General features: G+C 30.7%; 20 protein-coding genes. 7 read left to right on the forward strand and 13 right to left on the reverse strand.

Annotated features, from left to right (window positions below):
* Positions 1-260 precede the first annotated feature (260 nt).
* The 3 genes from KLA_RS00610 to KLA_RS00620 all read right to left on the reverse strand — a co-directional run bounded on the left by KLA_RS00610 (position 261) and on the right by KLA_RS00620 (position 3,417).
* Entirely contained in the window at positions 261-1,166 is a 906-nt protein-coding gene (locus tag KLA_RS00610) for a zinc metalloprotease (RefSeq protein ID WP_051456015.1), read from the reverse strand.
* Between the two features lie 11 nt (positions 1,167-1,177).
* Positions 1,178-2,722, reverse strand: a complete 1,545-nt coding sequence (locus KLA_RS17450) for a DUF5018 domain-containing protein (protein ID WP_051456016.1) — start codon at positions 2,720-2,722, stop codon at positions 1,178-1,180.
* Positions 2,723-2,802: 80 nt separating this feature from the next.
* Complete coding sequence (locus KLA_RS00620; protein WP_013621674.1) at positions 2,803-3,417, reverse strand: Crp/Fnr family transcriptional regulator; 615 nt, start codon at positions 3,415-3,417, stop codon at positions 2,803-2,805.
* Positions 3,418-3,618: 201 nt separating this feature from the next.
* On the opposite strand from KLA_RS00620, the gene KLA_RS00625 reads away from it, so the two are divergent.
* Positions 3,619-5,634, forward strand: coding sequence for a M3 family metallopeptidase (locus tag KLA_RS00625; protein WP_034642835.1), 2,016 nt, complete (start codon positions 3,619-3,621; stop codon positions 5,632-5,634).
* Between the two features lie 85 nt (positions 5,635-5,719).
* On the opposite strand, the gene KLA_RS00630 is transcribed toward KLA_RS00625, so the two are convergent.
* Positions 5,720-6,301 (reverse strand): DUF4494 domain-containing protein, encoded by a 582-nt coding sequence (locus KLA_RS00630; protein WP_034642838.1) that lies wholly within the window; start codon positions 6,299-6,301, stop codon positions 5,720-5,722.
* 343 nt (positions 6,302-6,644) lie between these two features.
* On the opposite strand from KLA_RS00630, the gene KLA_RS00635 reads away from it, so the two are divergent.
* Complete coding sequence (locus KLA_RS00635; protein ID WP_034642840.1) at positions 6,645-7,661, forward strand: LLM class flavin-dependent oxidoreductase; 1,017 nt, start codon at positions 6,645-6,647, stop codon at positions 7,659-7,661.
* Between the two features lie 87 nt (positions 7,662-7,748).
* Here KLA_RS00635 and KLA_RS17455 read toward each other — a convergent pair whose 3' ends face one another.
* The 9 genes from KLA_RS17455 to KLA_RS00680 all read right to left on the reverse strand — a co-directional run bounded on the left by KLA_RS17455 (position 7,749) and on the right by KLA_RS00680 (position 18,634).
* Complete coding sequence (locus tag KLA_RS17455) at positions 7,749-9,494, reverse strand: leucine-rich repeat domain-containing protein (protein WP_051456017.1); 1,746 nt, start codon at positions 9,492-9,494, stop codon at positions 7,749-7,751.
* A 41-nt stretch (positions 9,495-9,535) separates the two neighbouring features.
* A complete protein-coding gene (locus tag KLA_RS00645; RefSeq protein WP_034642844.1) occupies positions 9,536-10,420 on the reverse strand; it encodes a hypothetical protein in 885 nt (294 codons plus the stop codon).
* Positions 10,421-10,455: 35 nt separating this feature from the next.
* The gene (locus tag KLA_RS00650; protein WP_034642846.1) at positions 10,456-10,851 is read right to left on the reverse strand and encodes a hypothetical protein; all 396 of its coding nucleotides are present in this window, start codon (positions 10,849-10,851) and stop codon (positions 10,456-10,458) included.
* Between the two features lie 10 nt (positions 10,852-10,861).
* Positions 10,862-11,380, reverse strand: coding sequence for a hypothetical protein (locus tag KLA_RS00655; protein ID WP_034642850.1), 519 nt, complete (start codon positions 11,378-11,380; stop codon positions 10,862-10,864).
* Between the two features lie 11 nt (positions 11,381-11,391).
* Positions 11,392-11,889, reverse strand: coding sequence for a hypothetical protein (locus KLA_RS00660; RefSeq protein WP_034642855.1), 498 nt, complete (start codon positions 11,887-11,889; stop codon positions 11,392-11,394).
* Between the two features lie 139 nt (positions 11,890-12,028).
* Positions 12,029-12,532, reverse strand: coding sequence for an endonuclease V (locus KLA_RS00665; RefSeq protein WP_034642858.1), 504 nt, complete (start codon positions 12,530-12,532; stop codon positions 12,029-12,031).
* A 26-nt stretch (positions 12,533-12,558) separates the two neighbouring features.
* Entirely contained in the window at positions 12,559-13,020 is a 462-nt protein-coding gene (locus KLA_RS00670) for a hypothetical protein (protein WP_034642862.1), read from the reverse strand.
* Between the two features lie 86 nt (positions 13,021-13,106).
* Positions 13,107-13,523: a hypothetical protein gene (locus KLA_RS00675; RefSeq protein ID WP_013621663.1), complete on the reverse strand. Its 417-nt coding sequence runs from the start codon at positions 13,521-13,523 to the stop codon at positions 13,107-13,109.
* A 122-nt stretch (positions 13,524-13,645) separates the two neighbouring features.
* Entirely contained in the window at positions 13,646-18,634 is a 4,989-nt protein-coding gene (locus KLA_RS00680; RefSeq protein ID WP_034642865.1) for a DUF4132 domain-containing protein, read from the reverse strand.
* A gap of 222 nt (positions 18,635-18,856) precedes the next feature.
* Between KLA_RS00680 and KLA_RS00685 the strand changes: the two genes are divergently transcribed.
* The 5 genes from KLA_RS00685 to KLA_RS00705 all read left to right on the forward strand — a co-directional run bounded on the left by KLA_RS00685 (position 18,857) and on the right by KLA_RS00705 (position 23,916).
* Positions 18,857-21,370: a hypothetical protein gene (locus tag KLA_RS00685; protein WP_013621661.1), complete on the forward strand. Its 2,514-nt coding sequence runs from the start codon at positions 18,857-18,859 to the stop codon at positions 21,368-21,370.
* A gap of 175 nt (positions 21,371-21,545) precedes the next feature.
* A complete protein-coding gene (locus KLA_RS00690) occupies positions 21,546-22,049 on the forward strand; it encodes a GbsR/MarR family transcriptional regulator (protein ID WP_034642870.1) in 504 nt (167 codons plus the stop codon).
* Positions 22,050-22,056: 7 nt separating this feature from the next.
* Positions 22,057-22,434: a DoxX-like family protein gene (locus KLA_RS00695; RefSeq protein WP_034642872.1), complete on the forward strand. Its 378-nt coding sequence runs from the start codon at positions 22,057-22,059 to the stop codon at positions 22,432-22,434.
* 1 nt (position 22,435) lies between these two features.
* Positions 22,436-23,170 carry a DUF2071 domain-containing protein gene (locus tag KLA_RS00700; protein WP_034642874.1) on the forward strand — a complete coding sequence of 245 codons (735 nt, stop codon included), beginning with the start codon at positions 22,436-22,438 and terminating at the stop codon, positions 23,168-23,170.
* Positions 23,164-23,916 (forward strand): methyltransferase domain-containing protein, encoded by a 753-nt coding sequence (locus KLA_RS00705; RefSeq protein WP_034643327.1) that lies wholly within the window; start codon positions 23,164-23,166, stop codon positions 23,914-23,916. The genes KLA_RS00700 and KLA_RS00705 overlap by 7 nt, the downstream gene beginning before the upstream one ends.
* Positions 23,917-23,923 lie beyond the last annotated feature (7 nt).

Below are 23,923 nucleotides of genomic sequence, written 5' to 3' on the forward strand. Positions count from 1 at the left end.
TTAGATTTTTTATGAAGAACATCTTATGTTAAAACTACATCATCAACCTTACAAATTTTGTGTTTATGGTGCACCTTCGTTCCAAGAAGTAAAAATTAATGCTTATATCAAATTTAAATATTTCAGGATAAGTATTTTTTTGTAATAACTCTCTATTTTTCCAAAACCTGGGATTACCTTCTCACCTTTATCTTTTGAATTAGAATAAAATTTTATGTAAAAAGATCACCTCTCAATTAATATAAATGTTTTGTTTACAATTATTTTGAGCTTATATACAAAGACCTCCTTGCTTTATTTTTATTAAATACAGAACGCATTCTTTTTTTTTGACCGTGGGTAAACATATACATTGCATTGTCATTAACCCTGTCCATAAAATTCATATACATATCATTTGTTTCGCATGAATTTTGAGGATAACTAGGCACACCTAAATATTGTGATTTTTGAGTGGGAGTATCATCTATTAAATCACCCTCTTCACAATCTCCGTCTTTACCATAAATATGTAGTAAATTAAGCCAATGACCTATTTCATGAGTTAACGTTCTTCCTAAATCAAAATTTTTAATTAAAGGAGGTAAGGTTCCAAATACTCTTGGATCTATTACAACACCATCTATTCTTGGGTCTGCTCCAGGAAAAGTTGCATAACCTCCTAGACCCAAATTACCATGACGATCACTTAAATCTGCAATCCATATATTTAAATAGTTTTTTTGCCAAGCATCTTGGCCTCCTTTATCTGAATAATAAAGTTTAAAATTTTCTATTGCTGTTTCATCAAACACAGATGTCTTTCCGTCCCAACCTGTAACCTCGCTAGATGATCTTATTATGCCTGTTGTTGCGTTACCTAAAGGATCAATAACTGCTAATTTAAACTGAATTTTAGTATCTGCCGCTAAATGAACAAACTCATCAGGTACATTAGTAACATCTACATTTCGCTTTCTAAAATCTTTATTGAGTACAGCTATTTGTGAAAAAATCTTTTCATCACTAATATCAAAAGGATTTGGAGCATAATTAACAATATGAACAACCACGGGTATGGTAATAATTTCATCATCAGGTACTACGTCTGGTATATTGTCCGCTGCATCTGTTTTACTGCATGCGTAAATAAGTACTATACTAAAAACAATTATAAACTTTTTCATTAGTGAGTTTGTTACTTGCATTCATCGTCAGTATCTTTTGAAATTGTAATCTGTCTTCCTCCTTCTGTGGTCATTTCACATATTTCTTGTGGTATTTCTGTTAAAGGGTTATTGGTAATATTTAACAACAGCAAATTAGGAATATTAGAAATTTCTACTGGTAATTTGTTTAAATTATTATTTTGAACTTCTAAAATTGATAAATTATTTAAGTTTCCTAATTCTACAGGTAATTGTTCTAATAAATTATTTCTTAAAAATAATCCTTTTAAAGACTGTAGGTTTCCTATTTCTATGGGTAAACTTGTTAACTGATTATCGTATAAAGTCAATGTTTCTAAATGTTCTAAGCTCCCTATTTCTGGTGGTAAAATAGCTAAACTTTTTCCAGAAATAGTTAAGGTTTTTAATTGATTTAAAGCGGTTATGCTAACAGGAATTTCATTGATGCTTACTCCAGAAATCACAAGTTTTGACACTCTACCATCAACAATTGTAACGCCTTCCCAGTTTTGCATTGTAGAGGCCTCTAAATCCCAATCTAAATAAAATGATGGTGAGTTATAAGCTTCGTTTACGTTATACAATTCTTCTAAAAACTGCCTATCTGACTCTAAAGGACTTAAAAAACCCACATAAACAGTATATTCTTTTTCTGAACCATCTTCAGCTGTTACTGTATAAATAACAGGATTAGAAAAATTTTGAGATGTTCCACTTAAAGGTGAGACTTCAGCTTTATCTGACAATTGAGTTTCTGGAGTTAAGCTGGTAATATCTGTACCTTCAGGAACTTTCAATCTAATCTCATTTAAATCATTATTAATAATTGCTTCAAATGCTTTATCATCAATAGTAACCTCAAATTTAACAACATCCTTAACACTCCTTAACCTTACTATTTTTACTGTATACTCTTTTTGTACTTCACCGTTTTCAGAGGTTACAGCAAATACAACATCATTTCTAAAGTCTATACCAGTATCAATTGTTGGTGATATTGTAGCTCCTTCGGAAATTTCAATTATTGGAATAATGCTCTGTAAATCTTCTTTTTCTGATATTTGTAATTTAATCTCATTATTTTCAATTACAGCTTCATAATTATCAGATAAACTAGCATTATTTTCCTTTAAAAAAGAAAAGTTTAAAACTGAAGCATCACTTTCTTCTTGCTCTTCTTCTAAAGTTACAATAACTGAATAAGTAACGTTGTTAAGCCCAGCTTTAGAAAGCACATAATCTATAGGTTCTAAAAAATCTTGTGTTGTATTATTACCAGGGGTGATTGTAGCACCATTAGTAATTGTTATTGTTGGAGTTAATGAAGTTACAGATGTATTAAATGGTAAACTTAAATAAATTTTATTTTCATCTTCATTAATTTCACCTATTACGTCATTTGATATTGAAGAGTTGTTATCTGCTAAAAACTGAAAGCTTAAAATTTGTAAATCTCCTTTTACAGGATCTGGTGGTAGTTTGTCTTCTTCCTTAGAACAACCAAAAAACAGTAGTATGGTTAAAAGTAGTATGGTAAAATTTGGGAATTTCATAAATGTTTTGTTTAGATTTTTTAATAGGACAAAACAAACTATTTCAGATCAACAATAAGTTATGTACAGATAACTATTGCTTATAAACTTTTATAAAAAATATTTTTTTCCTTACTGTATTGTTGCGGATTCATTTTTAAATACCTAGCTATATGCTTATCTGGTGTATGCTGTATAATTAATTTAGACCTTTCTACATTTTCATAAAAATATTTAAATCGTTTTGCTGCACTCCTATATTGTAGCAAATGCATTCTATTTTCTCTGTCTAACAATATATCTTCATGCAGTCTGTATAGAAGAATTCCTATTTCATTATAATTTTTAAGTATTTCTTCTATATGCTCTTTCTTTAAACTTATTAATTCAACATCAGTTAATGCTTCTTGTATTTCTTCTGTAGGCACTTGATTAACGTAGCTCACTAAACTATTAAAACCTAAACCTGCCGGGGTTAAATTTGTCGTTACTTCCTTATCAATATCAACAATGTATTGATGCACTACACCTTTAATTACAACATTAGAATATTGCTCTATCTCTCCTCCTTTAAGTATACATTCCCCTTTTTGATAAACCCTTTTTATACAAAAACTCTTAACAACATTAAATATTTCTTCATTTATTTTATATGAGTTATTAAAAAAATCATACAAAATTTTAAAATCCTCATCCTTTAGTTTTTTACAAATCATTATCTAACTATTAAAAAAAGCAAACATATTTTTTATTTAAAAGACAACTTATATTTACAATGTTAACTTATTTTTAAATTGTATTTTAATAGTTGTGATTAGCTATGCTAGAATAAAAATAGAGCAAGTAAAATATTCGTTTTTTAATTAATAACTTTGTTATAACATAAAACACTAATTTACACACAAAGTATACAATTAATGAATCCATTATTATCCCCTTTTGATACTGCACCATTTTCCAAAATAGAAAACGAGCATTTTATGCCTGCTTTTACACAAGCTATGGCAGATGCAAGAGCAGAAATAGATGCTATAACAAATAACACTAACGCTCCTACATTTAAAAATACTATTGAAGCTCTAGATTTTGCTGGTCAGCAATTAGACCGTATTTCAAGCGTATTTTTTAATTTAAATTCTGCGGAAACTAATGAAAAAATTCAGAAAATAGCACAGGAAGTTTCTCCTTTATTGTCTGAGTTTGGTAATGATATTACTTTAAACGAAGCTTTATTTAAAAGAGTTAAAGCTGTTTATGAGCAAAAAGACAATTTAGATCTAACTGTAGAGCAACAAACATTGTTAGACAAAAGGTACAAAGGGTTTAGCAGAAACGGAGCAAACTTGGCTGAAGATAAAAAAACTAGACTTAGAGAAATAGATGCAGAATTATCTAAACTTAAACTAAAGTTTGGAGAAAATGTATTGGCAGAAACCAATAAATTTAAAATGCATTTAACTAATGAAGAAGATTTAGATGGTTTGCCAGAAGGAGAAAAAGAAGCTGCTGCGCAACTAGCCAAATCTAAAGATTTAGATGGTTGGTTAATAACATTAGATTATCCTAGCTATATACCTTTTATGAAGTATGCTAAAAACAGAGAACTTCGTAAAAAATTATCATTAGCCTTTGGCAGTAAAGCGTTTAAAGGTGATGAGCTAGACAACCAAGAAAATGTATTAAAAATAGCAAAATTACGCCACGAGCGTGCCAATTTACTTGGGTATAAAACACACGCAAATTTTGTACTAGAAGAACGTATGGCAGAAACGCCAGAAAAAGTACATTCTTTTTTAAACGAATTATTAGAAAAAGCAAAACCAGCTGCTGAACGCGAGTTTAAACAGCTTGAAGATTTTGCTAAGGAATTAGATGGTATAGACCAATTACAAAAATGGGATGGTGCTTATTACTCAGAAAAACTAAAGCAAAAACTCTTTAATTTAGATGATGAAATACTAAAACCTTACTTTAAACTAGAAAATGTAATTGCCGGTGTTTTTAAAGTAGCCGAAAAATTATTTGGCTTACAATTTAAAGAAGTTACCAATGTAGACAAATACCATGAAGACGTAAAAACATATGAGGTGTTTGACGCAGAAAATACTTTTGTATCTTTATTTTACGCAGATTTTCACCCAAGATCTGGCAAGCGTGGTGGTGCTTGGATGACGTCTTACAAACCACAATATATAAAAGATGGTGTAAACGTACGTCCGCATATATCTAACGTATGTAATTTTACAAAACCTACAGACACTAAACCATCGTTATTAACTTTTAACGAGGTTACTACATTGTTTCATGAGTTTGGTCACGGTTTACACGGTATGCTAGCAAACACCACTTATCCTAGCTTATCTGGCACATCTGTGTATTGGGATTTTGTAGAGTTACCAAGTCAGGTTTTAGAAAACTGGTGTTATGAAAAAGAAGCCTTAGAGCTTTTTGCTACTCATTACCAAACAGGAGAAGTTATACCAATGGAGTTGGTACAAAAAATAAAAGAATCTGCTACTTTTCAAGAAGGTATGCAAACCTTACGCCAATTAAGTTTTGGCCTGTTAGATATGTCTTGGCACGGTGTAGCCCCAACAAACTTTACAAATGTAAAAGCACAAGAAGAGAAAGCTTTTACAGGCACAGATTTATACCCTAGCACAGCAGAAACTTGTATGAGCACTGCTTTTTCTCATATTTTCCAAGGAGGATATTCTTCTGGGTATTACAGTTACAAATGGGCAGAAGTTTTAGATGCCGATGCATTTGCTTACTTTAAAGAAGAAGGGATTTTTAACAAAGACGTAGCTACTAAATTTAAAGACAATGTATTGTCTAAAGGAGGCACAGAAAACCCAATGGTTTTATACAAACGTTTTAGAGGTGCAGAACCAAAAGTTGAAGCTTTATTAGAAAGAGCAGGCTTATTGTAAATTACAATAAACTTAAAACATAAAAACCAGGATAATAATTTACTTATTATCCTGGTTTTTTTATTTATAAAAGAGTAACTAATTACTACTCTTCTTCATCCAAATCTACGTCTGCACTAACAAGTGCTAACGCTTCATCTTCTAAAATTTCTTTAGCCTCTTCTGTTTCTTCAACCTCAGGAACAGAATCTTTTATCTCGTTAAATTTATGAATACGATCTAGTTCTCCTTCTTCACCAGAAAAGTAAGGAAAAACATCCATAATAGGAGACTCCGTAATTGCAGGTATAGTATATTCACCCATAGTGTCTTTCATTACAGCAACGGTATTATCGTAAGCTTCTTTAACATCGTTAGCTTGTACCAATAAATACATATTTGTTTTACGTTCTTTACCACTTTCCTCATCAAAAGCAATTAAAGAAACTTTACTTTTAAACCAACGGTCTGTATTTTCAAACGGATGAATTTCTGCAAAATTTGCAACTTTTATGTTTGTTATTTTAAACTCATCACTAATGTATGCTTTCATTTCCTCATTAATTCTAGTTTCTGCCTCTGTATAAGAAATTGCATCTACCAAATAAGGTTCTGTTGTTACTTTTTGAGCTCCAGTGTCGCTCATTTTTCTATATTTTACTTTGCATTCGTACCAAGTTGCGCTCATAATTTTTATTTTTTTTGGGAAGCCAAATATAACCGTTACTAAAAAAAATAGATTGTAATTACGCAAATAGATATTCACAATTTAAATATAAAAAACGTAGTATTCTTATTACAAGACAGTTGAGCGCTAAACTTTTAGAATAGTTTCTGCATTATTCCTAAACTTGACTTAAATAAGTCATAACACATCTTAAAATAGCCGTGTTATTTATTGCTTAATTGTACTTTTGTAGTTCATAATTTACACTCAACTATATAGGTGTAATTAATAGGTCTTTAGTACGACAAAATAAAGTTCAAAAAAACTGTTACTTTCTTAAAATAACAGCAACAAACAGAAAAAAATGTCATCAAAAAAAATAGCATACTCGGTTTTAGAACTAGCCATAGTATCTAAGGGTAATTCTTTACAAACCACATTTAAAAATAGCGTAGATCTTGCGCAAAATGCCGAAACCTTTGGTTACAAGCGTTTTTGGCTTGCAGAGCATCATAACTCTATAACTATTGGTAGTTCTGCTACTGCAGTTTTAATTGGTAATGTTGCAGAAAACACAAAAACAATACGTGTAGGCTCTGGTGGTATTATGCTACCAAACCACTCACCTTTAATTGTTGCAGAACAGTTTGGCACACTTGGTACACTGTACCAAAACCGTATAGATTTAGGTTTGGGTAGAGCTCCTGGAACAGACCCTGAAACGGCACACGCCATAAGACCAAACCATACACAGGCAGCACACTCTTTCCCTGAAGAAGTAGCACAAATACAACAATATTTTTCTGCAGATAACAAGAACTCTAAAGTTAGAGCTACTGTTGCAGAAGGTGTTCATGTACCTTTATATATTTTAGGCTCTAGTACAGACAGTGCACATTTATCATCTAGAAAAGGCTTGCCTTATGCTTTTGCTAGCCATTTTGCTACTGCTAAGCTACACGATGCTTTAAAAATTTACAACGAAGAATTTACACCTTCTACTACATTAAAAGCACCTTATACAATGGCTGGTGTAAATGTTATTGTGGCAGATACAGATGAAGAAGCAGAAAACATATCTACATCTTTACTTAAAATTATTGTTGGTTTACTTACCAATCAAAGAGATTTTATGTTACCTCCTGTAAAAATGACTGATAATTTACGACAAATGTTTAAACACCCTGCTGTAGACCAAATGTTAAAGTATTCTTTTATAGGAAGCAAAGCAACTGTAAAAAAACAGGTTAAAGAATTTTTAGAACAAACGCAGGTTAATGAGGTTATTGCTGTAACTAATATTTACAATCATACAGACCGTATAAAATCATACAAATTATTTGCAGAAATAATGAATGAAATAAATTTAGAAAAGAAATAAAAGTAAGTTTTTTTTGTTTTGATAAAGCAATTTTTTGAATTTGCACACAGTAGCTAAACTGCTCGCAAATTTAGAAAGTTGCTTTTTTTAATAACGTTTTACCGTTATATTTTTTGACTCTAACTGTGCAACTAATTCATCTGAAAAATTCATAGAATTGGTAACTTTTAAACTTGGTAAATATTTAATGTCCGCTATAGATTTTACATCAAAACAATCATCTTCTCCGCTCCAAAACGGAATTAATTGGGCGTAAATTTCATCTCCTCCATCTGGTTGTAACTCTACAATATCTAACAATAATGATGACGGAATTGGTAACTTTTTAAAATAAGCTGCAACTTCTGGTATTATTTTATACCCTTCTTCCTCAATATTTATAGTACGATCTTTATAATTTTTGGCAAAAAAATGAACATTAAATTTAGGATACAAAACCTCATCTATGTACATTAACTTATTTATTACCATTAATTTAAAGTTAAAGTCAGACTCAAAATAGCAATCACCATCTGGTAATTGTTCTAACTTTAGCTTAACCTCTTCACTAAACAATGCCTTATTTTGCATTTCTAGTTTTAATACATTCATAGGTATTTTAACTAATGACTGTGGCAAATCTTTAAAAGGGTTTTTCCTTAAATTAAGTTCTTTTAAATTGGTAAGGTTATAAATACTATCTGGCAGTGTAGTAAGTTGTGTTTCTTGCAAATCTAAAACCTCTAATTGCTTAAGTTTCCCTATCCAATTTGGCAACGTTAAAAGCGGATTATTATTTAACCTTAATACTTTTAAACGCTTTAAAGTAACCAAGCTCTCTGGCAGTTCTGTTATTTTGTTGTTAGACAAATCTAACTCTTCTAAACGGTTTAGGTTTTTTATTCTTGATGTTATTCTAGTTAATGATGTATTAGATAAATTAAGGGTTTTTAAGCCCGTAATTTTAACAACAGAAGACCAAAGCGGACTTTTATTACCTGAGAAATCTAAATATTTTAGACTATTTATTTGTTCTAATTTTGGAGGCAAACCATTTAATGGCACACTGTAATAATCTCCATCTCTAGAAATTGTTAATGACACTAAATACTTAAACTTATAAAGTTTATTAATTAAGTCTGGAGCCATTAAACTAACATTACGCAAGGTTAGCTCATTAAGTGATTTTAACTTTAAAATACCTGGATATAAATCTTTTACAGTTTGATTAGACACTGCTAAACATCTTAGGTTGTTACACTCAAAAATACCACGTGGCAACTCAAAACCATAACCATAGTATAATTTTTGGGTTGCTAGTCCAAAATCGTTTTCACTATTTAACTCCCAAATATCTGAATAAAATTGCCTTGGGTTTTTCTCTATATATTTTAAAACCTCCTTATGGTATACAGACAAATCTACCTTTTCTGCATTGGGGTTTGTACTGTTATATGGGTCTGATGCACAATAGCCGTAAACTTGGTCTTTGCTAATTTTTCCTAATCTCTTTTTAAGCTCTAACCGTAACCCAAACCTAGTAATTAAAGCATCGTATAAATTTTGTATTTGTTCTGGCACATTGCGTTTAAAAAAAAAGGACTTTCTTTTTACAGTTAAAAACTGCTGAAAAGTATCCTCATCAAAAGCAATAACCTGACACAAAAACATAAATTCTCCTTTTTTTGCTGGATTATCTACTGGTCTGGTTGGAGGTAAAATTTGACAAACGGAATACACTTTTCCTCCTTTTAAGTCATCTTCCTTAAAAAAAATATCTCCAAAAGGTGAAACCTTCAAAACTTCTCTTTCTTTAAAGTCTTGAAATAATGCATCTAAAATTAATTCTTCCAATGGTTAGTTGTGTTTAATTTATTCTTGCGTAATACTACAAATTACTCTACCTCTAAAAAGGTTTTGGCTGTAATTGTTGCATCACTATTTTTATCCCAAATTTTCACTTGCCATTTTACAGGGTTACTAATAGCTCCTTTAGTTAAAATTAAAGAAGCCTGTATTGATTGTTCTACCAGTGCTGGGTTAACTTTTTGGTTTAAAAATAGATCTGGTTGGTCTAATATAACACGGCCGTCATCATCTTTAACAACCATTGTCATACCCAGTTCTACAGCACCATTTTTATTAGTAAATCCTTTAAGGCCTTCAAATATAAACAACATTTTATCATTAAACCCAACTTTTCTGTTGGTAATCACAGACTTACGCTCTGGAGAAAACAAATAAGACTCTTTATACTCTAGTTTTTCTGCATCAATCTTAATATCTGGGTCTTTAACCAGCTCAACATCCATAGTAGATGTTAATACTCCTTCTCCTTTTAGATCTGTTAATGTATATACCAATGTGTAGGTTTTGTCAGAAAAAATAGGGTTTGCAAAACTAACTTGCCCTCTTAAATCTTTCATATCTAAATTTAAACCTTTGTTAGAATTTGGCAATAAATTAGCCTGTTTTAAAACTGTGTCTCCTGCTTTAGAAACTAAAGATACCGCTAAATTTGGGTAGTATTTTCCGTTTTCTTCTGTAAAACCATCTACAGACTTAAAGGTTGTTACTAATGTTTTACCATAAATCAATGTATTATCGTCTAGGATGTGGTCATCTAAAGTAACTTCTACCTCATCTACATTTATACCATCTCCTTTAGTGATTAAACCTATACTAAAGTTTTTTTTTACAGATTTGTTAAAACTACATGATGCAGATAACGTTAATAATATTGTTGTAATAGCTAAGCATATTATTGTATTTTTTTTCATAAGGTTAGTGTTTTGTGGTTATTTTTTATTTTTAACTATATTGGATATCCTCCTAAGGCCTCTTTTACATAAATATTAAATTCTTTACGTACCTTTTTAAAGTCTAGATTATTATACTCTGCTATTTCTTTTAACTTACCTTTTACTTTTAATTGTTTAGTAAAATAAACACCTGCAAAAACTAATAATACTATTATAAATATGCAGCATATTAAAATAACAGATGTTTTTATAGTGTTATAATCTGAGTAAGAATATGATTTGCCAGCTATAAATACATTATATAACAACACTAATGCACCAAAAAGCAGCAGAACATAGCGAATGTACTTTGTACTAGACATAAATTTTAGGTATTCTTCTAATACCACATTAAGCTTTGTTTCTGGTATTCTCTGCAATTCTAATAGTTTATTTTCTTCTGATTTCATTACTACTGTATTAATATTGTTTTTTATTCCAAGCTGGAGCTAAAGAAATTAGTTTAACGTCTTTATAAATAATTGGTGTTATTTTAAATTTTATATTTTGATCTGCTTTAAAATTATATTGATGCTCCTCTTCTACTCCATTATCAGTTAGTAACTCTATTGTATTATTTTTATAATAAGCATACGTACCATCTGTATTTAAATGAAACCCTAAAGATGTAATGTATTTTATAGAATTGTAACTTAATTTTATGGTTGCATTAAGCGTATTATCTTTTTCATAGATCTTTTTAGATATTAATGTTAAACCTTGTAAAGAGTCGTCTAAAGATGTTTGTTCCATAGCTAATTTTAAACCAACAGTAGCAGCTTCTTCTTGCTCTTTAATTGTAGATAAATTATGTTGCTCTATAGTTATTGTTTTAGATTCTACATCTACAAAAAACACTGTATCTGTACTAACAAGAGGAACTTCTCCTTGTATAAAAAAGCTAATTATAGCCATTACTAAAGATTTTATTTCTACCATATTTTATTTTTTTAAGGAATTGTACTTAGTTCATCTAAAACCCAAATTTTGTTTTGTTTTACAAATCTAAATGTATGTTGGCCACCTTCATGAAACTTAGTTGGTTTAGTGGTAGTTACTAAAACCTCTATGTAATTAACCGCTTCTATTGCGTGGTTTACATAAATAGTTTCGCTTTCTGCTAAAAGTCCAATAAAGTGATGTGTAAAAATTAGGTTGTAATCTTCTGCTAAAAATTTTGTTATAGGAATGTAAATATCTTGCTCATAAATTTTAGCATACCAATCCTCATCATTATCTCTAGAGTAAGCCAATTTCTTTTGCTCTTTTAGAGTATTCTCTAAACAGTTATAACATCTAATTTTTAAAGCAGATAATTGCTTAAACTTTACAGTGTCTTTTGTTTTTAAGGTTGATAAAAAAGTAGCCCATACTTGTTTCATTTCTTTTAAAGAAACGTCTTCTGTTTTTTGCTGTGCACATGCTATGCTAACAATAAATAAAAACATTAAAACAATTTTATTCTTTACCATAACAATTATACACCAATTAATTGATCGCAATTTACAGCAATACATTGTTATATAAACCCCTTTTTTCAGGGATATTACTTTTTAGAAAAGTCTAAAAAACAGAGTAATAGTGTAATTATTTTTCTTTTGTTTTGGTATCTAAAATCTGCAATAAGGTTGGCATTCTGTAATTACCGTGCATAGATTTAACTAACTCATAAGCCTCATCTAAATTTATACCTATAGCAGATATGTAAAGTGGCTTTATACTGTCTCCCCTTAAAAGAGGCTTACTGTTTGTTTTATTTAAATGAAAACTAGATTTTGCAACACCAACAATAGGAATTTTTTTATCTAGACTATTATATAAATGTCCACCTAAACCTAATTTTCCGTCATCATCTAATAAAACATAACTATCTACTATTACTAACTCAACATCTTCTAAGTTATACTGTTTAAGCAAACTTAAAATACAAGGCAATTCTCTTTTATAAAATGCACCCGGTTCATAGTCCGGCACATCTTCTATAATTTCTTCCTTTATTTCAAAAACAGTATCATCGAACCAATTATGAAAGCTAATACCTACTGTTTTTGCTTTGTTATTGTAGTAATAAGTATCAAAGGCTAAAATCATAATATTTGTTTCTTTTTAAGTTGGTCTTACTTATAGGCATACAAAATTCTTCTACCTCCCAAAATATTTTTGTTCCCTTTTTCAATTAAAATTAGCTTTTCTTTTTCAAAAATTCTTTCAATTTTAAAGATAGTATTGTTGTCTATAATTGCTGTTCTATCTTCTTTTACTTTTATATTAAAATTATTTAGTTTTTCGTGTGACTTAAACTTTAGATCTCCATTTAGTTGCTGCATAGAATAGGTTAATGGTCCTTCTGCCAAGTATCGCCAGTACTCTTTTAAACTTCCATTCTTGTTAAGTACATATTTACGTTCAATATCAAACTCAAATTCTTCTATTTTAAATGAACAATCGTGGTCCTTCATTTGTAAATACGGAGCTACTTTGTTAGCGCAATTTGTATTATTAGGGCTTATTTCTTCATCTAAAACCCTATATTTCACAGTGATTTCAGCAGACTTAGGCAGTTTAGCTATGTTTTTCATACAACCAAAGTTTAATACAAGTAGAAGAAGAACTATTTTTTTCATTACCTTTTTTTATAATTAAAACGTTTACTTTATACGAAAAACTACCAGTAAGTGCCAACCAAAAACGTCATACGTATAAAGGCTACAACACTGTCTTTTGTTAATTGTAAAGGAGTATCTAAACTGGTAACTTCATCACCATCTACAAAAACAACAAAAAGACCGTCTTTAAAAGCAAGTAGTACATTATCTATAGCTTCTTGTTCTACAGCTAAATCTTTATTTGCTAAATCGCCAAAATCTACTTTACCACTCTGGGCTTGTTCTTGTATTTCTGCCGGACTTAAAAAACCAACTACATTAACCTCTACTCTTTTTTTATTAAAAGCTTCTACTTGGTTTTTTACACAACCTACCAGTAACTGTTGCAAGTTATTAGGAGTTGCGTCTAAGGTTAATGGTATTTGTTTTACCTTTTTTTTACCTAGTCTTTTAAGTTGTAGTGTTAGTTGTGGCATACGTATTTATAGTTTTTTGGCGCGTTAGGGATTGGCGTGTAAAGCCCACAGTGCGATAGCACGAGGACTTGCAACAAAAGCCCGCCCCACCTTAAGTGGGGAACGCCCTTATTATTTTTAAATTAGCTATTAATTTGTGCTAAAATGGTTGGATCTTGTATTTTGTTGTCTTCTGATAAAAGCTTCATTTTAGAAATAATTTCTGCCGATTTTGGATCGTCGTCTACAAAGGGTAAAAACATACGTCCTCTGTGCTGACTGTGAACCGGAATTATAGATAATTGTAATCCGTTTTTACTTACTTGTCCGCTTCCTAAGTGTATGCTATACTCGCCCAAAGTACCTGCTACCAATATGTGGCGCTCTTTAACTGTAATGTTTTTAAGTTTAAAAAGCTGTGCAGACTCGGTTGCCAATGCTGCTCGCATTTGCATAGTGCTATGGCTAGCTTCTGGGTCTACACCACCTACGTGAGCAACACTAACCACAAGGTCTATGTCTCTCATAATTTCACTAAAAACTACAGATGGCACGTCTTTTAACGGAATTGGCTTGTAATTTTCTAAGGAATAAAATACAATGTGCTCTAAGGTTGGTGCCTCTATATCTGCTGGAGAAAACCAGTCTGCCATAGCATACATTGTTGCCATAAAGCCTTTTTTATGATATACTTTTTGTAACCCGTCTTCATGACTTACCGTCCAACCTCTGCTACGCAATAATGCTACTGTTTTTTTAGGCTGAATTTGGTGTCCTTGGTAACGCTCTGACTTTGCACCAAGCTCTAGCTCATCTTTAGTAACCAAGTATAACTCTCTAAATACCTGCTTAAACGGCTGTACCAAACGCTCTGCAAATAGGTGTTTTTGGTACAAATCCCACTGTACGGCTTTGTATAGGTGAGATGGGTGTGCAATTACCAAAACATCATCATCTTGCAATTGATGCTTTTTACCTTCTGTATCTGTTAATACTCCGTCTGTATAAAAACCAGAAAATTCTTTTTCTGGAGCAAACAACACCAATTTGCTAAGCATAACTTTAACTATTGGGTGTTGCATTATTTTTTGAATCTCTGCTGCAGTAAACTCATCTTCATTTACCATTGCATTTTCTAAAGACAAACGGGTTCTACTGTATTGTTTAGATAAGTAAGACTTGCCTTCTTTTAAGGCCAATACTTGCTTGTCTTTTTTATACTTAGCAGGTATAGATTTTTGTTTTTTATTGCCTTTAGTTACTAAAATATCTGTTTTGCCATCTTCTGTAATTACCAGTTCTATAACTGCATCATCAAACTTTAAAACGGCGTTTTCCATTATTGCTAAAGTTGCTTTACTCTCCATAGCCCAACTAAAGCGTACGCGGTCTTGAAAACCTGCGTTTCTAGACAGGTTGTCTAACGCAATTTCTACTGCATTTTTCTCGCTCTCTTGACGTTGTGCACCAAACTGCTTGCTTTCTTTTAAAAACTGTTGCAACAAGTTGTAGCGTTTTAATAAATCTTTTTCTGGAATAGTTTTACTAAGCGGAATTAAGCCTAAAGCACGTACATAGTCTTTATCTCTTTTTTCCTTTATTTTTTTTAAGGTCTCTGTAATTTTTACTTCGCCAAGCATTACACTAGAGTATAGTTTTACTTGTCTGTGCCCATTACCATCTGTAATATATTTGGCTGCTTCGTGTAAAATTTTCCAGTTGGCTTTACCTATACTTTTATACACTTTATTAAACCAGTCTATGTCTATAGCTCCAATTGCAAAGTCGGACTTTGGAATATTAGAATACCTAGAAATAATGGTTTCTTTTTCGCTACTCATATATTCTGATGCATGTGCTTGAAACCACCAAACTGCATCTTCTAATTTTTCTAACCCAAGATACTCACCTACAAAACCTGCCCATTGCGTTGCGTAACAAGCAAGCTCTACTAAACGTTTTTTAGGAATTTTAGTTTCATTTGCTAGTGCTGCAAAGTCTGCATAAGTTTCGGTTTCTTTTAACACACTCTTTTTTAAGATAGAGCTAAACTTAGATCTTTTACTGTCTCCATAATAGCTATAACCACGCTCAAAAGTATCTTTACCCATGCGTTGTAGTACTTTAAAAACATAGTCTACACCTTCTACTTTATAAAGAGAAGAAATATATTCTGATGCATCTGTTGCTAAATCTCCACGCTCTAACTCTACAGAAAGTATATTTGCTTTAAGCTCTTCAAGAACACCTTTTGGAACCAATGCTACATCTAAACTACCGTTACGTAGTCTGTAATTTTGTACCCCATCTAAAATAGACATTAGTTCTGATAAGTATAGTGCCTGAAAAAGAAGATCGTCTTTATTAATTATATTTTTTTGATACAACACTAAAGAAATATCTAAATACGGCAATACCAAACCTCTGTCTTGTATTTTTTTATCTGTAATGTCTTTAATGTTTGTTATTACCTTTGGATACCCTATGTATTGTGCAGCCAAATACATTTTTATATCCCAGTATTTTTTTAGTTGTTCTAATGTACCATACTCAGTTAATTCATCTTGATTGATAACACAAACCAAACCATCTACAACACTTACCCAGTTGTAATTGTCATACATATACCCTTTGTATGAAAATTTAGTTGTTTTTAATTTCTCTGGAAAATTAGCAATAACATCTTCCCATAAGCTTAACTTAAAGCTAAATAATGCTGGCATATCTGCATAAGCATTAAGTAACAGGTTTAATACTTTTGTGTATTTAGAGTTTACACTGTAATAACTACGGTCTGATGCGTCTACATTTATAGCTTCTAAATTAGGTACATATTTTTGTACATAATCTTCTAATTTATCATAATTACCATAAGGAGCATTAACTCTATTAATGTAGCGTATGGCCATATACATTTCAAAATCATTAAGGCCACTTTCTTCATACCACTTTATCCAAAGATCTGCTAAAGGAACATTTTTTAAATGTACTTCTGGCGTAACAATTTCTTGAATTCTTTTTATGTCATGAATACCATTTGCAATTAATGTTGTACCTGTTTCTCCATCATAAGCCTCAAACTGGTACTCATAATTTCTATTTTCATGTATAAGATTTATTAACTTATTTATTTGAGTTACAATTTTTTCATCATCTATAAATTTTTTGAACTTAAATTTTGATGGTGTAAAACCAAGTTTATCAAATAAACTTTTAGGCTCTTCAAAATTTACCTGTGGTGTATATAAAGGTGTTAAGTTGTTATAGTCTACAGCTCCAAAACCATTACTAAACGTATACCCTACTTTTGTTTTAGAAAACTTATCTAAAAATACACTTTCGTTCTTTGTAAATTTAGGGCGTTCTTTAAACAGTGTTATTTGTTCTTCTATAAAGTCTGGGTATTTCTCCTCTTCATCTACAATTGTCAGTATTTCTAATGCAGCTAAGCGCCTATCTACACTTTTAGATGTGATTAAATTTTGCGTAGTTTGCTTAAATACTTTTTCTGGCTGCTTAATTACAAGTTTTATTAACCCAGAGCGTAACGTTTTGTTTTTACGTCCAAATAAATCCTCTACAATATCTAATTCTTTTTGGTATAAAGGCATATGATGAAAAACCGTTAGACCCGTAGACATTACGGACTCATTTCTATCTTTAACTGCTTGGTGCGCTAATTCTCTTCGCCATGCATCTTTAGATAGTACAAGCATTTTTGGTTTTGTTCTTCCGTAACTATATCCAAAAGAATATGTATAATGGTTTGGGAAAATTTTTCTAATATAACTTTCTCTAATTTCTGATGGCAACTTTGCTAAATCATTAGATAACAAAATTAATTGCTCTTCTGAAGCATGCTTGATTAAAAAATTATAAAAATAGTTTGGTGTAACTGTAAAATTTAGCCAAGAAAAAACCATTCCTTCATACACCTTACCATCTTTTGGTAGACTCGTTGCTATTTTTTCAATTCGACTAAAAAGATCATTATCTATTTCTAAAACAGGTAAATTAACAGTTAACCAATAATCTAATGCAGGGTTATTGCCTAGTTCTTTTTTATAATAATCAACAATAGAATTCTGGGTACGCTGCGTTTGACTTACAAAATACAGACACAGTATTTTTTTCTCTAAACTATCTGTTTTATAAACCAACTCTAATGCTTTTTGGTTAGCAGCATCTACATTTATTAAACCAATAGCCCAAAGACCTATATAAATTTCTAAATTATCATTACTAGTTAAACAGTCTTCAATATTTTTTAAATCTAAAATATGATCTCTACTTAATTCTAAAACTCTTTTTATTGTAGATTTTTTAGGAGCTTCCCAACCAAATCCAAACCACGTGTCTACTGCTCTAACTACACTACTAAAACGAGTTAAATCATGCTCTAAAATTACATTCATCATATATTTTAGAGCTCCCAAACTGGTAGTATCAATAGATTCTAAAATAGTTTGCCTTAACCCTTCTTGGCGTTGTGCTGCAAGCAAAAGTTTAGCTACCAACTCCCAATACGCCTCTTTTTTTGTAAGTAATAAACCTTTAATTATATCCCTACTTATACCACCAATTTCATCTTCGGCCTGTATAATATCTTTTACAACCTCATCTACCAACTCACCCTTAAACTCCAATACAACAGCAAAAAAATAACTGTGTCTATTATCAAAATACGTAGAATACTGAAATTGTTCTTTTAATGACAAATAGCCAAAACCACTACGGTTAGCATATAAAAGACGTTTAAAATACTCTAACTTATTATATAAATGATCTGTGTTTGGTTTTGTTCTAAAAGCTCTTCTACTATACCCGTTTTGGTAAGGCAAGGCATTAAACATACTCCATAACACTGGTAAAAAAGGAGATTGTATATCTCCAAACAAAAAAGAACCTAAGCGTATACCTTCTTCAGTTGCCCATGGGTTTACGGTAGTTTCATCATCAAACACATTAGAGAAAATAGTTACAGTCTCGTGTCTTTGTCGTGGGTTAAGCACATCTGCCACAATCATACCCAACACTTGATATGGATATGAAAACTGTTCAAAATCTGCGTCTGTTAATTCTTCTTTTTTATACTTTTTAATATACGCTTGTGCTTTTTCAAATGGAATCATATAGGTAATATTCTTTTATAAATTTAGGCTTTGTTTACTATGTTTTAAATATAAACTAAGTCTTTATGTTCTTATTTTATTTAATCTTAAAACTTTCGCAAATTATTAAGACTACAAACATTTTTTATCCCTGAATTATGGGATATTTTAGCCTAACTGAATACCGTTATAAAACCTACCTGTAAATATTTTAGGTTTGTAACATTAAAATTAAACTGCCTTATGATAATTGCTAATCACGAATTCGGTTTCAACTTTTTTGAAGAGGAATCATCTTTTAAAAATATTAAAGCTTGCAAAAATTACCCAGAAGATTTTTATTACGAGATTTTTGTACTTGCGAAATCTACTAAAAACAAGCAAATTAGAACGGAGTGTGCTAACATTATAAAAAAACAGGCTCCAGAGGCTTTGCAAATAGCCTTTAAGAGTCGAAAAAAAATAACTACAACAAAAGATTCTAAAGCTTTTGACAAGAAACTGGAATCTATATTGGAGTACGGCCTACTTTCAAAAGATTTAGACCTTTTTAAATTATATAAACTTGTTTGTGAGCGTTTAACGCTTTCGCTTGAATATAGAAGTAAAGAGGTTATTGAACTTTTCATAGAAACACCACGTCTTTTAGGTCAGTTTAATGGTATTAAAGAATTAACAATTAGCACCTCTAGACAGAAAGAAGGTTTTAGTAACGTTGTAAACAACATAACGCAACTTACTTCATTAGAGAAACTTGAACTTGACATTGATTATAAATACATACCAGAAGAACTAGAACGATTAGTTAACTTAAAAGAGTTTATACTAGCAGCACCAAACCTTGTCTGGATTCCTATAGGAATGACCAAGTTAAAAACACTTAAAAAGTTGGAGTTTAGAGGGAGTTTTCCTTTTGGTGATGACGATCCTAACCCTAACATAGTTAACTTTACTTGGCTTACAGAACTTACTAGTTTAAAGCATTTAAGAATGGGCTCTTTTGAAGTAAAAGACCTCTCTAATGTAGAGCTCCCAGCAAGTTTAACAAAATTAGAGCTTTTTAGGCTTAAAAATCTAACTGCTTTACCAGAAACACTTGGTTACTTGCCAAAACTAAAAACATTAAGGCTAAGTGGTATGAGGGAGTTAGAACAATTTCCTGCATCTGTTAGTGAATTTAAAAGGTTAGAGTTTTTTGAGGCAGTTTCTTTACCAAAATTAAAGAAAGTTCCTGCTGCATTTATTTTTGGACCAAATATTAAGCGTTTTAAAAGTTTGCATGTAGCGTTTATACCTTATGGAGAAATGTCTGCAACTAAGTTAAAAAGTATTGTTATCCGAAATCAAAAACTTCTAAGTTTTGTATTAGATAACGCCTTATTTTTTCCTAATTTAAAAGATATAGAAATTATGTGCGATGCTCCAAAACAAAAAAGTGCATATACACTGTCTGCTTTTAAAAAATTGGATACGCTTGCATATAGATTAGCACATAATTTAGAATGGGTTTTAGAGGATATCCACGAGTGTAAAAATCTAAAAGACGTTCTTGTATACGGAATATATAATCCTGTTAAGGGTAAAATAACAAATGCTGATGTTGCTAATTTTCCTCAAGCATTTTCTAAAATAAAGCATTTAAAAACCTTAACAGTACACCGTGCAGAAGCACTAGTTTTAAATACAGATAACTTACCTAGAAAAACAGATAATCTTACCATTAAATTTATAAAACAAGTTAAGCCAGGAACTGAAGATTTTTTAGTAAAAAATATAGAGCTAGTAAGAACACCTATAACTGAATTACAAAAATTTCATTCTCTAATAAGTGCTAAAAAAATGAAATTAGGCGATGTTAATGATGGCAAAAATGAGATTTTAGATTTTAATAATTTTAGAAACCCTGAAAATATTAAAGAATTTAATTTTAACGGCAACGTAAAAGATTTAGGATCAGCACTAAAAACACTTTGTAATTTAGAAACATTAAGCATTGATTTTAATAAAAGTAATACCCAACAAAATAATGATTTAACCACTTATTTACACCCTAACTTAAAAAACTTAACAATTACAAATTTTAACGGTAATACTAGTGTTATTAAATTATTATTAGAACATACACCTAACATAAGGTTTTTAGAAATTAAAGATTGTGAAAGTATTGCAGAATTTCCTAAGGTTACTTTAAATAAACTAAAAACGCTAAAATTATTTTATAACAATGATATACAATCTATAGAAAATTTAGAGGTACCTAACATTGAAACTTTTAAAGTTTTATGGTGTGAAAATTTTGGTTATAATGCTATAGTTACCGCATCACGTTGGAAAACGCTTAAATTTTTATGGTTACAAAGCATTAGTAAAGAATTTGAAACTTACCCAGAGACCATTGCAGACTTAAATTTAGACACCCTATACATAAATGCACCATATACTAAAAGACAAATTCCGAAATGGATAGGAGGAATGAAATCCTTACGAGTATTAGGAATAGAAAAGTTTTGGTATTCCCCATTACCTGTAGAATTAGCCGAATTAACCCAATTAAAAATTATGAGTGTTAATGGGTGTGATTTTACAGAGCAAGTGTCTGATAAATTTAAGAATCTGAATTTAGAGCAATTAATTTATAGGTTTTCAAAATTTAGGGGAGACAATATGAAATGGTCTAAATTCAAAGCACTAGCTAAGAATGAATATAGATTAAGAAGAGATTTTGATAAGGAAGATAGTGAAACTCCAATTTATTAGAGCTATAGTAATACTATAATTATCCCTAAACCCACAATAACGTAGTATTGTATTATTTAATAATAACAGTACTAGGTTAGTTATTTTACATTGTTAGATAATTAAACTTTCAATAATTACTGAAACTTTAAAATATTTAATATATATTTGTGGTGAATTTAAGTTTTTTTAAAAGATGAACTACACAGAAGCAAAATCTAAATTTATAAACACTTGGGGTAGTTTAGGTACTCTTTGGGGCATTAATAAAGCAATGGCACAAATACAGTCGCTCTTATTTATTTCTTCAGAACCACTTTCTATGGAAGAAATTATGGAGGAATTAAAAATCTCTAGAGGTAACACAAGTATGAACTTAAGACAACTTATAGATTGGGGAATTGTTAGTAAAGAGTTTAAAGCCGGCGAACGAAAAGAGTACTTTACAACCGAAAAAGATGTGCAAGAATTAGCACGTATAATTGCTAAAGAACGTAGCCGAAGGGAGCTACAACCAACCATAAAAGTATTAAAAGAAGTTAGCAATATAACTCCCGATGGCACAAAAGAAACTGATGAGTTTATTAAACAAACTAAAGCTATGTGCGAGTTAACAGAGACTGCAGATAGTCTTTTAAATAAAATGGCTAATCAACAGCAAAACTGGATTACAAAATCCATTTTAAAAATATTTAGCTAATCCAACAATGCAAAAAAACATCTTAAATAAAATATTAACTATTAGTATTGGGCTTATTTGGCTTGCAAACGGGTTATTGTGCAAAGTGCTAAACTTAGTTCCAAGACACCAAAAAATTGTAGCTAATATTTTAGGTGATGGTTTTGCTAAGCCCCTAACAATTAGCATTGGAGTATTAGAAATTTTTATGGCAGTTTGGATTTTTAGTGGGTATAAATTTAGAGTAAACGCAATGCTACAAATGCTAATAATAGGTGTAATGAATATTTTAGAATTTGCTCTAGTGCCAGAGTTATTGCTTTGGGGTAAATACAACATCGTTTTTGCTTTACTTCTAATTTGTGTGATCTTTTATAATGAATTTCATTTAAAAAAAACAAACTAGTATGGTAGCATCATTAAAAAATCATCCGTTTGCGGTTAAAGCTTTTTTTACAAACTCTACTGTACTTACTTTTGCCATTCCCAAAGAAGAATTAGCACACAGGATACCAAAACACTTACAACTAGACACGTTTAAAGACAAATGGGCTTTTGTAGCTGTTGCAATGGTACAAACAAAAGATTTACGACCTAAAGGGTTGCCTAAATTTATGGGCAATAACTTTTTTTTAATAGGCTATAGAGTTTTTGTTACATACACTAACAAGGCAGGTAAGCGCTTACGAGGATTGTATATTTTAAAGTCAGAAACCAATAAAAAGAAAATGCAGTTTATGGGTAATATTTTTACACATTACAACTACACCACAACAGACATTACAATTAAAAAAGAACATAAAAACACCCAAATAATCTCTTTAAATTCAAACTTTAAAATTGATTATAATGATAATTTAGACGATGTTAACCTGCCAAAAAACTCACCCTTTGGCACCTATAAAGAGGCACGCAGATTTGCAGGACCATTACCATTCACTTTTACATACAATAAAGAGAATAATAGCATTTTAATTATTGAAGGCGTACGACAAAACTGGAAACCATCTCCTATACATGTTAATGAATATCACTTTAATTTTTTAAAAGAAGTCGGGTTTAAAAACGCTGTTCTAGCTAATGCTTTTTGCATAAAAAACATACCATATTATTGGAAAAAAGGAAAACTAGAATTATGGTAACAAACCGAAAAAAATTTCAAGGGGTATTAAATATTTTAAGTTTTAACAGGCATTTTTATGTTATTGGCTTACTTGTATTAGCCATTGCATTAACAGTTTTGCTATTACTAAAACTACCTACTATAATAGTATGGATTACAATTAGTGCATTTGTTTATGGCTTAGTAACTCCTCTTCTAGTTTCTGCATATGTTTACGATTTTTCCGGCTACTACAGTTTTAAATGGTTGCAACCACATATAAATGACAATACTAGTGTAATAAAAATTGTAAATATTAATGCTGGTTTTGATGAAACAAGTTTTATTCTTCAGACTAAATTTCCAACATCAGAAATAAAAGTTTTCGATTTTTACAATAAAAAACAGCATACAGAGCCTGCCATTGTAAGGGCGCGCAATGTTAGCTTAACATACCCAAACACACAGCAAATAACAACAAATAAAATTCCGCTTAAAGACAAAAGTACAGACCTTGTATTTTTATTATCTGCAGCACATGAAATAAGAAACAATAAAGAAAAAGAAACGTTTTTAAAAGAATGTAAAAGAATATGTAAACCAGAAGGAAAAATAATAATGGTAGAACATTTAAGAGATGTACCAAATTTCTTAGCCTTCTCTATTGGTTTTACTCATTTTTTTAGCCGAAAAACTTGGAAGAATGCGTTTAAAAATGCTGGCTTTTCTAAAATTGAAGAAGTAAAATTTACACCCTTTATGTCGGTTTTTAACTGTAGCAATTAAACAAAAA

Origin of the sequence: Cellulophaga geojensis KL-A (assembly GCF_000568425.1) — a bacterium.
Taxonomy (GTDB): Bacteria; Bacteroidota; Bacteroidia; order Flavobacteriales; family Flavobacteriaceae; genus Cellulophaga; species Cellulophaga lytica.